At 62.4% G+C, this 7,729-nt stretch carries 9 protein-coding genes; 3 read left to right on the top strand and 6 right to left on the bottom strand.

The features are described 5' to 3' along the window. Positions 1-264 precede the first annotated feature (264 nt). From J1G35_RS13440 to J1G35_RS13425, 4 genes are all read right to left on the bottom strand, one after another. The gene (locus tag J1G35_RS13440; protein ID WP_223015194.1) at positions 265-1,299 is read right to left on the bottom strand and encodes a DMT family transporter; all 1,035 of its coding nucleotides are present in this window, start codon (positions 1,297-1,299) and stop codon (positions 265-267) included. A 102-nt stretch (positions 1,300-1,401) separates the two neighbouring features. Continuing rightward, positions 1,402-2,061, bottom strand: coding sequence for a M24 family metallopeptidase (locus tag J1G35_RS13435; protein ID WP_223015193.1), 660 nt, complete (start codon positions 2,059-2,061; stop codon positions 1,402-1,404). 70 nt (positions 2,062-2,131) lie between these two features. After that, the gene (locus J1G35_RS13430) at positions 2,132-2,710 is read right to left on the bottom strand and encodes a DUF4337 domain-containing protein (protein ID WP_223015192.1); all 579 of its coding nucleotides are present in this window, start codon (positions 2,708-2,710) and stop codon (positions 2,132-2,134) included. Positions 2,711-2,766: 56 nt separating this feature from the next. Further along, entirely contained in the window at positions 2,767-3,651 is an 885-nt protein-coding gene (locus J1G35_RS13425) for a LysR family transcriptional regulator (protein WP_223015191.1), read from the bottom strand. Positions 3,652-3,746: 95 nt separating this feature from the next. Here J1G35_RS13425 and J1G35_RS13420 point away from each other — a divergent pair, with 95 nt between their 5' ends. Next, on the top strand, positions 3,747-4,730 hold the full coding sequence (locus J1G35_RS13420) for an SDR family oxidoreductase (RefSeq protein WP_223015190.1): 984 nt from the start codon (positions 3,747-3,749) through the stop codon (positions 4,728-4,730). Here J1G35_RS13420 and J1G35_RS13415 read toward each other — a convergent pair. Next, positions 4,702-5,073 carry a DUF2784 domain-containing protein gene (locus tag J1G35_RS13415; protein ID WP_223015189.1) on the bottom strand — a complete coding sequence of 124 codons (372 nt, stop codon included), beginning with the start codon at positions 5,071-5,073 and terminating at the stop codon, positions 4,702-4,704. The genes J1G35_RS13420 and J1G35_RS13415 overlap by 29 nt on opposite strands. A 109-nt stretch (positions 5,074-5,182) precedes the next feature. On the opposite strand from J1G35_RS13415, the gene J1G35_RS13410 reads away from it, so the two are divergent. After that, positions 5,183-5,872: an HAD-IA family hydrolase gene (locus J1G35_RS13410; protein ID WP_223015188.1), complete on the top strand. Its 690-nt coding sequence runs from the start codon at positions 5,183-5,185 to the stop codon at positions 5,870-5,872. A gap of 48 nt (positions 5,873-5,920) precedes the next feature. Here J1G35_RS13410 and J1G35_RS13405 read toward each other — a convergent pair whose 3' ends face one another. Continuing rightward, complete coding sequence (locus tag J1G35_RS13405; RefSeq protein ID WP_223015187.1) at positions 5,921-6,667, bottom strand: 3-oxoacyl-ACP reductase family protein; 747 nt, start codon at positions 6,665-6,667, stop codon at positions 5,921-5,923. Between the two features lie 126 nt (positions 6,668-6,793). Here J1G35_RS13405 and J1G35_RS13400 point away from each other — a divergent pair, with 126 nt between their 5' ends. After that, on the top strand, positions 6,794-7,717 hold the full coding sequence (locus J1G35_RS13400) for a LysR family transcriptional regulator (protein WP_223015186.1): 924 nt from the start codon (positions 6,794-6,796) through the stop codon (positions 7,715-7,717). Positions 7,718-7,729 lie beyond the last annotated feature (12 nt).

Below are 7,729 nucleotides of genomic sequence, written 5' to 3'. Positions count from 1 at the left end.
ACTGATTTTTAAGATTTAATATTTCATCCTGAAGTCTTGAGCCTTGTATAAGCAATTTCAGGCGACCGCATTCCTGTGGCGAGCGGGCTTGCCCCGCGTTGGGCTGCGCAGCAGCCCCAAAACCAGGCGCTGATGAGTGCCTGATACACCGTATACGTTTTCATCAGGGGCGCTTCGCACCCCAACGCGGGACAAGCCCGCTCGCCACAGGGGTTCCCGTTTGCTGCGCGACAGCGCTGCGTCGAAGAGGTAGTGGGGCCGCCCTCAATGCCTATGCCGATGATGCACATCCGGAAAATGCGCATGGCTGTGCCTCAGCGGACTGTGCACATGGCTATGGGGCTCCGCCGGATCCCACTCAAAAGCGTGCTCATGCTGGTGATGTTCATCATGCACATGCCGATGCCCGTGTTCCGTCGCGTCATGCTGATGATCATGGGCGTGCCGCTCCGTCAGGTGCAGCCAAACGCCCACGGCCATCAACGCCGATGCAATCCAGAAAGCCAGCGTCACTGACTCACCCAACATCAGCACCGCCATCGCGGCACCCAGGAACGGCGCGGTGGAAAAATAGGCGCCTGTGCGTGCACTGCCCAGTCCGCGCAACGCCAGCACGAACATCACCAGGCTGATGCCATAGCCCAGAAAACCAACCAGCAAGATAGGCGCCAGCTGCGCCATGCTCGGGATCTGCGCCCCGAGATAAAGCGCCAACCCGCCATTCACCAGCCCCGCAATCAACCCCTTGGCCCCGGCGATAAACAGTGCGTCCGACGCAGACACCTTGCGTGTCAGGTTGTTATCGATCCCCCAGCACAGGCATGCCACGGCAACCGCCAATGGCCCCGTCCAGTCATGGCTCGTACCGCCGCCGTCGACCGCTGACAACACCACGCCGCCCAGCACGATGGCGATCATCCCCAGGACGATGCGACGGTCGGCGTTTTCCCTGAATACGACCCAGGCGATGACGGCGGTCAGCACCGATTCAAGGTTGAGCATCAGGGAGGCGGTCGCGCCGGCGGTGCGGGTCAGGCCGAACATCAATGCGACTGGCCCGAGGATGCCACCGAATGCGATGGCGCCGAGCAGCCAGGGCCATTCCGATGGGGTCAGTCCGCTGGGTTTCCAGCCGCGATCACGGATCATGCGCACGCCGGCGAGGCCGACGCCGCTGCCGAGGTAGAGCAGGCCGGCGAGCAGCACGGGCGAGAGGCCCAGGCCGAGGTTTTTGGCGAACGGGGTGCTGGCGCCGAACAAAGCGGCGGCGGCAAGGGCGTACACAATGCTTAGGTTCATGGGCCATCCTCGAAAGGTCGGCCCATGATACGTCGCGGGCTCAGGTTAAAGCGGGGGCGATTTTGGCAACGTCGGAGCGTTCCATTTCTGTCCCTTTAAAGGTCAGGCGAGCAAGTCTTCATAGAAGGCGCCATAGGGCTTGGTCGGGTGGGCGATCTGGATTTCCAGGATCCACAGCCCCGCATTCGGGTAGTGCTCGAAGTCACCCAGGTCGCCGCCGCGGTGGATGGCGTGGGGAAAGTCGCTGACGCGATGGCCCTTGATGTCCAGGTTCAGTTGCCAGCCCATGGCCTGGGCTTGTGCTTCGGCGTAGCGGTAAAGCTCCAGGCCGACGACCCGGTCGTCTATCCAGCGCGCTTGCACGCGGTCGAACAGTTCCTTGGCGGCGTTGGCGCAGGCGATCATGTCCGCGTCGTTGCCGGTGGCGAAGGTCGCGCCGGCGTCACCTTCGTGGCCTTGCCACACGGCGCCCATGTCGATGAAGAAGATGTCGTTGTCACCCAGCACCGGGTCGCCATCGGAGCGTTGTTTGAAGGTCTTGAGGGTGTTGGCGCCGAAGCGCACCAGCAGCGGGTGCCAGATGCGTTGCATGTCGAGCTCGGCAAGCACTTGCTTGCCCAATTCGCGCGCTTCGGATTCCAGCATGCCGGGGCGGATGCGCTGGGCGAGATGGTCGATGGCTTGCCAGGTCATGGACTGGGCATAGCGCATGGATTCGATGCTGTAGGCGGCGCCCACGGCTTCTTTGGGTTGTGCGGACACCGGTATCTCCTTGGGTAGCGTTATGCGATTTACTATATAGCGATGAATGCAACGCGCCCAAGTAAAATTGCTAGATATGCAGCCAGGCCAGGCTACCTAACACCACCGCCACACCCGCCGCCGCATAGGACATGCGCTTCAACCACTCCCTTCTCGTCAACAACGTAATCGCCGCCAGCGAAATCGCGATCTGAATCGCGGTCATCGCCTGGGCCCAGCGGTGGTGCTGGTGCAGGGCCTGCTCGGATTTTTCATCCCATTGCTTCGAAGTTGCCTCCAGTTTCTCCGCCTGCTTGCGTACCTCTTCCTTCTGGCTTTTGTAGCGCTCGATCTCATCCTTGTAATGCGCGGCATCCACACCGGGAATATGGGTCGCCAGTTCCGCCAGGTTCTGCCGGCCGGACTTGGCCTGGTAGTAGTTCCACTGGTTGGCGGCTTCGGTCTTGATGATGGCCGCGTTGTTCTTGTCCATCGCCGCCTCGCTCTCGGTGGAGCCGGCCTGGTAGCTGAGCATGGCGCCGAGGGTGGCCATCAGTGCGGTCATGACGGCGATGCGACTGGCGAAATTGTCCCCACGGCCGTGGGCGTGTTCGGTGGTGTGTTCAAGGTGTTTTTCGTGAGGGCTGGGGACTTCGAAGGCTTCGGACATGGGGGCGCGCCGGTGAAGGGACTGAGGGAGTCTGATTCTTTACCAGTGAAGCTGTCTCAAGCCTGTACGTAATGCTGCAAACCCTGCACCAGGGCGTCGAACATCACTCGGCAGCGCGGGCTGTTGCGCAGGTCTTCGTGCATGGTGACCCAGGTGTCCATCTTGAACGCAAAGGCATCCGGCAGAACGCGCTGCAGGCGTGGGTCGCGCTTGGCCAGTTGCACCTGGCAGCCACCAATGCCGGCACCGGCGCGAATCAGCGCCAGTTGTGCCAGGTCGCTGTCGCTGCTGAGGGCAAACGCACTGCGCTCGAAGCCCGGGATAGCGAGGCTGCGGATGAACGCGGTTTCCTGGTCGAAGCCGATCACCGAGTGTGCCGCCAGGTCTTGCAGGTGCTGCGGGATACCGTGCTGTTGCAGGTAGTCGTCGCGGGCGTGCAAGCCCACTTCGATCAGGCCGATACGCCGTGCCAGCAGTTGTTCCTGGCTCGGGCGGACCATGCGCACGGCGATGTCGGCTTCGAGTTGCAGCAGGTCGCTCAGGCGGTTGGTCAGGATCAGTTCGACCTTGAGGTGGGGATGTTGCTGGCGCAATTGGCTGAGGATCGGCGGCAGTACCTCAACACCGACCACTTCACTGGCAGACACCCGCACGACGCCGCGTACTTCATCGCCCTGTGACGAGGCGGCGCGCTCAAGGGCGGCGGCGGTACGCGCCATGGTTTCGGCGTGGGCGCGCAGCGTGTGGGCGACCGCCGTCGGCAACAAACCGGTCGGTGAGCGGGTAAACAGCACAACGCCCAGCGCGGTTTCCAGGGCGGCAATATGCCGACCGACCGTGGGCTGTGTGATGCCGAGCTGCCGTGCGGCCCCCGACAACGAGCCCTCCTTGAGTACACCGAGGAAGGTTCGGTAAAGCTCCCAACCGATAGTCAATGCCATGCATAAATGTATAGCGGCTGGATGCTCTTGGGCAATTTATCTATAGCGTGCCGGCGCTCAGGATGACCCCATCAACTCAGTGCGGGAGGCAGGGCATGGACAAGGTATTGGTACTCGGCGCGAGCGGTGGGATCGGCGGTGAAGTGGCACGCCAGTTATTCGCCAAAGGGTGGCAGGTCATAGCGCTGACGCGGGATGTGGAAACGGCCCGCCGCCACAGCCGCGATTTCACCTGGGTACAGGGTGACGCGATGAACCGTTCGGATGTGCTCGCGGCGGCCAAAGGGTGTTCAGTGATCGTGCACGGAGTGAACCCGCCTGGTTATCGTCGCTGGGCCGAGCTGGTGTTGCCGATGCTGGATAACAGCATCGTCGCGGCAATCGCCGAAGGGGCGACTATTGTGTTGCCGGGAACCGTCTATAACTATGGGCCGGACGCTTTCCCACAGGTCGGCGAAGATTCGCCGCAGCACCCGCACACGCGCAAAGGTGCGATTCGCGTCGAGATGGAACAGCACCTGCTGGACGCATCGCGTAACGGTGCACGGGTGCTGATTGTGCGGGCCGGGGACTTTTTCGGCCCCAAGGCGGCCAACAGCTGGTTTTCCCAAGGCCTGGTCAAACCGGGCAAACCGGTCGGCACGGTGAGTTACCCGGGCGCGCCGGGTATGGCGCACCAGTGGGCCTACCTGCCGGACGTGGCACGCACGATGGTCCAGTTGCTGGAGCGTCGCGAAAGCCTGGAACCGTTTGCGCGTTTTCATATGGCCGGGCATGTGGACACCGATGGCACCCAGATGGTTGAGGCCATCCGCCGAGTCGTCCAACGCAGGACGGGCACCACACCCCGCGTAGGCGCTTTCCCCTGGTGGCTGCTGAAGCTGGCTGCGCCTTTTGTCGTCACCTTCCGCGAACTGCAGGAGATGCGTTACCTGTGGCAAACCCCACTGCTCCTGGACAACAACCGGCTCCTGCAAACCCTGGGCAGTGAACCCCATACGCCGCTGGATGAGGCGGTGGAGGCCACGCTGCTCGGCATGGGCAACCTGTCTACTGCGGCAAACCCCGCGGCTGCCTGATCAAGCGCACATACACCGCGATATTGATCGCCAGTACCAACGCGCCCAGGCCCAGTTGGATCTGTGGCGTCAGCCCGGCCGGGTAGATCAGCGTGAGGATGTAGTGCTCGATAAACCCACCGCCATAACCGTCCTGCCCGGCGAGGTGGCGAAACAGGTTTTCCCAACGGGTCAGCGGGCAGGGCAGGTGGAACACTTCGACCGCCACGCCCCACGCAGCGGCGGGCAGGTGCAGCCAGATAACCGGGCGCCATTTCAGGGCCAGCAGCCCACCAAAGAGTACGAACAGGATGAAACACAGGTGGAACAGCACTAGGCTGTCTGCGGCTAGACGATAGAGCATTGCGCGCGCTTCGAAAGGAGGGGGCGCACAGTCTAAAGGGTTGCTAGCGGGCAAGCGTGGCCGTTATTGTGCTGAATCCTTTTAGTCCTTCCTCCAGGGTTTTGTAGCGATGAATGCACCGCGTACCGCAGTCGGTCCGATCAAGGCCGTGATTTTCGATATGGACGGGTTGTTGCTGGATACGGAAGGCATCTACACCGAAGTCACGCAGATCATCGCTGAACGCTACGGCCGAACCTACGACTGGGGCATCAAGCAGCACATCATCGGGCGCGGTGCCCAGGATTTGGCCGACTATGTGGTCAAGGCGCTGGACCTGCCGATTACCCCGGCTGAATTCCTCGAAATTCGCGAACCGCTGATGAGCGAGCGCTTTCCCAAGGCCTTGGGCATGCCTGGCGCGGAAGCGCTGGTGCGGCACTTGAAGGCGCACAACATTCCGATTGCCGTGGGCACCAGTTCGTCGCGCAATTCGTTTGGCCACAAGACCACCTTGCACCGCGAGTGGTTTGGTTTGTTCGACACCATCGTCACCGCTGACGACCCGGAAGTCGGCGCCGCCAAGCCTGCGCCGGACATCTTCCTCACCGCTGCACGCCGCCTGGGCGTTGCCCCGCAGGATTGCCTGGTGTTCGAGGATTCGCCGTTTGGCGTAACGGCTGCGAAGGCCGCCCATATGACCGCGATCGCCGTCCCTGATGAAGCCATGGCCGACAACAAGTACCAGCATGCCGACCAGATCATCCGCAAGCTTGCGGACTTCGACCTGGCGGCCTATGGACTGCCCCCCATCTCCTGAACCAACAAGGTCAACATGTGGGAGGGGGCAAGCCGCTCCCACATTGGGTTATGCGCTGAAGCCACCATCGATAGTCAGGCTGGCACCGGTGATATACCCCGCTTCCGGTCCAGCCAGATATGCCACGAAACTGGCAATCTCTTCCACGTGCCCGTAACGCCCCACCGCCATCAACCCGATCAGGCTCTCGGCAAAATCACTGTTTGCCGGGTTCATATCGGTGTCCACCGGCCCAGGTTGCACGTTGTTGATGGTGATGCCGCGCGGCCCCAGGTCCCGCGCCAAACCCTTGGTCAAACCGACCAGCGCCGCCTTGCTCATCGCGTACGGGCCACCACCGCCAAACGGCATGCGTTCGGCATTGGTGCTGCCGATGTTGATCACCCGGCCACCTTCACCCATATGCTTGGCGGCTTCCTGGGTGGCGATAAACACGCTGCGCACGTTGATCGCCAAGGTCTGGTCGAAGTCTTCCAGTTTGAAGTCTTCCAGCGGAGCGATGGCCAGCACGCCGGCGTTATTCACCAGGATGTCCAGGCGACCAAAGGCTTCCACGGTGGCGTTGACCGCGTTGCGGATCGCAGTGGCATCAGCACTGTCGGCGTGAATCGCCAAGGCTTTGCCGCCGTCACTGATCACGCTGTTCTGCAAGGCTTCAGCCTTGGCGGCCGAGCTGACGTAGGTGAAGGCGACGGCTGCGCCCTGTGCTGCCACGCGCTTGACGATGGCGGCGCCGATACCGCGGGAACCGCCTTGGATCAAGGCGACTTTGCCGCTGAGGTTGTGTGTGGTCATGTCGATCTCCGAGTCGTTCAAGGCGCAATGCCCTGTTGTGGGAGCCGAGTATCGACCTCGCTCGCCGCTGCCGGTAGACCGTGATTGCTATAGTCTGTGTAAACCAAAAGTTTAGAGTGGGGCGTTATGGAAAGCTTTGGCAGTATCGAATGCTTTGTGCGCAGCGCTGAAGGCGGCAGCTTTGCCGAGGCGGCCCGGCACCTGAGCCTGACCCCGGCGGCGGTCGGCAAAAGCGTCGCCAAGCTGGAGGTGCGCCTCGGCGTGCGGCTGTTCCAGCGCAGCACCCGGCGTCTGGCGCTGACCGAAGCCGGCAAGTTGTTCCTGGCCGAAGTCAGCGGCAGCCTCACCACCATCCAGAATGCCGTGGCCAACCTGGCCAGCGCCGAAGGCCGGCCGGTGGGCACGCTCAAGGTCAGCATGGGCACGGTGTTTGGCAATCGTTATGTGGTGCCGTTGCTCGGGACGTTCATGGGGCGCTTTCCGGATATCAGCCCGGACTGGCATTTCGATAACCGCCAGGTGGACCTGATCGGCCAAGGCTTCGATGCCGCCATCGGCGGCGGTTTTGAGCTGCCCCAAGGCGTGGTGGCGCGCAAGCTGGCGCCGGCGCATCGGGTGTTGGTGGCCTCGCCGGCTTACCTGGCGCAGCGCCCGCTGGTGCGCGAGCCCGAAGACTTGTCGCGCTGCAAGGGCATCCTGATCCGCTCGCCGCAAACCGGGCGTATTCGTTCCTGGCAGTTGACCAGTGTCGAACGTGAACACCGCCCGCTGGTGCTCAAGCCCGGTATGACCATGAGCGACTCCGAAGCCGCCTGCTGCGCCAGTGCCCAAGGCCTGGGGATTGCGCTGGTGAGCATGCCCATGGCCGTGCCGTTCCTCGACAGCGGCGAGGTGGTAAGGGTGTTGCCCGACTGGTACGTCGACGACGGCAATATTTCCATCTACTACGCCGAGCACAAACTGCTGCCCGGCAAGACCCGGGCGTTTGTGGATTTCATCATCGAGCAGTTTGCCGAGAAGAAGCTGGGCCAGAGGTTCAGCGCAATCTGAAACCAGGCGCAG

The sequence above is a fragment of the Pseudomonas sp. SH10-3B genome, from assembly GCF_019891415.1.
Lineage (GTDB): Bacteria > Pseudomonadota > Gammaproteobacteria > Pseudomonadales > Pseudomonadaceae > Aquipseudomonas.
This window is presented reverse-complemented; position numbering and strand designations above follow the sequence as displayed.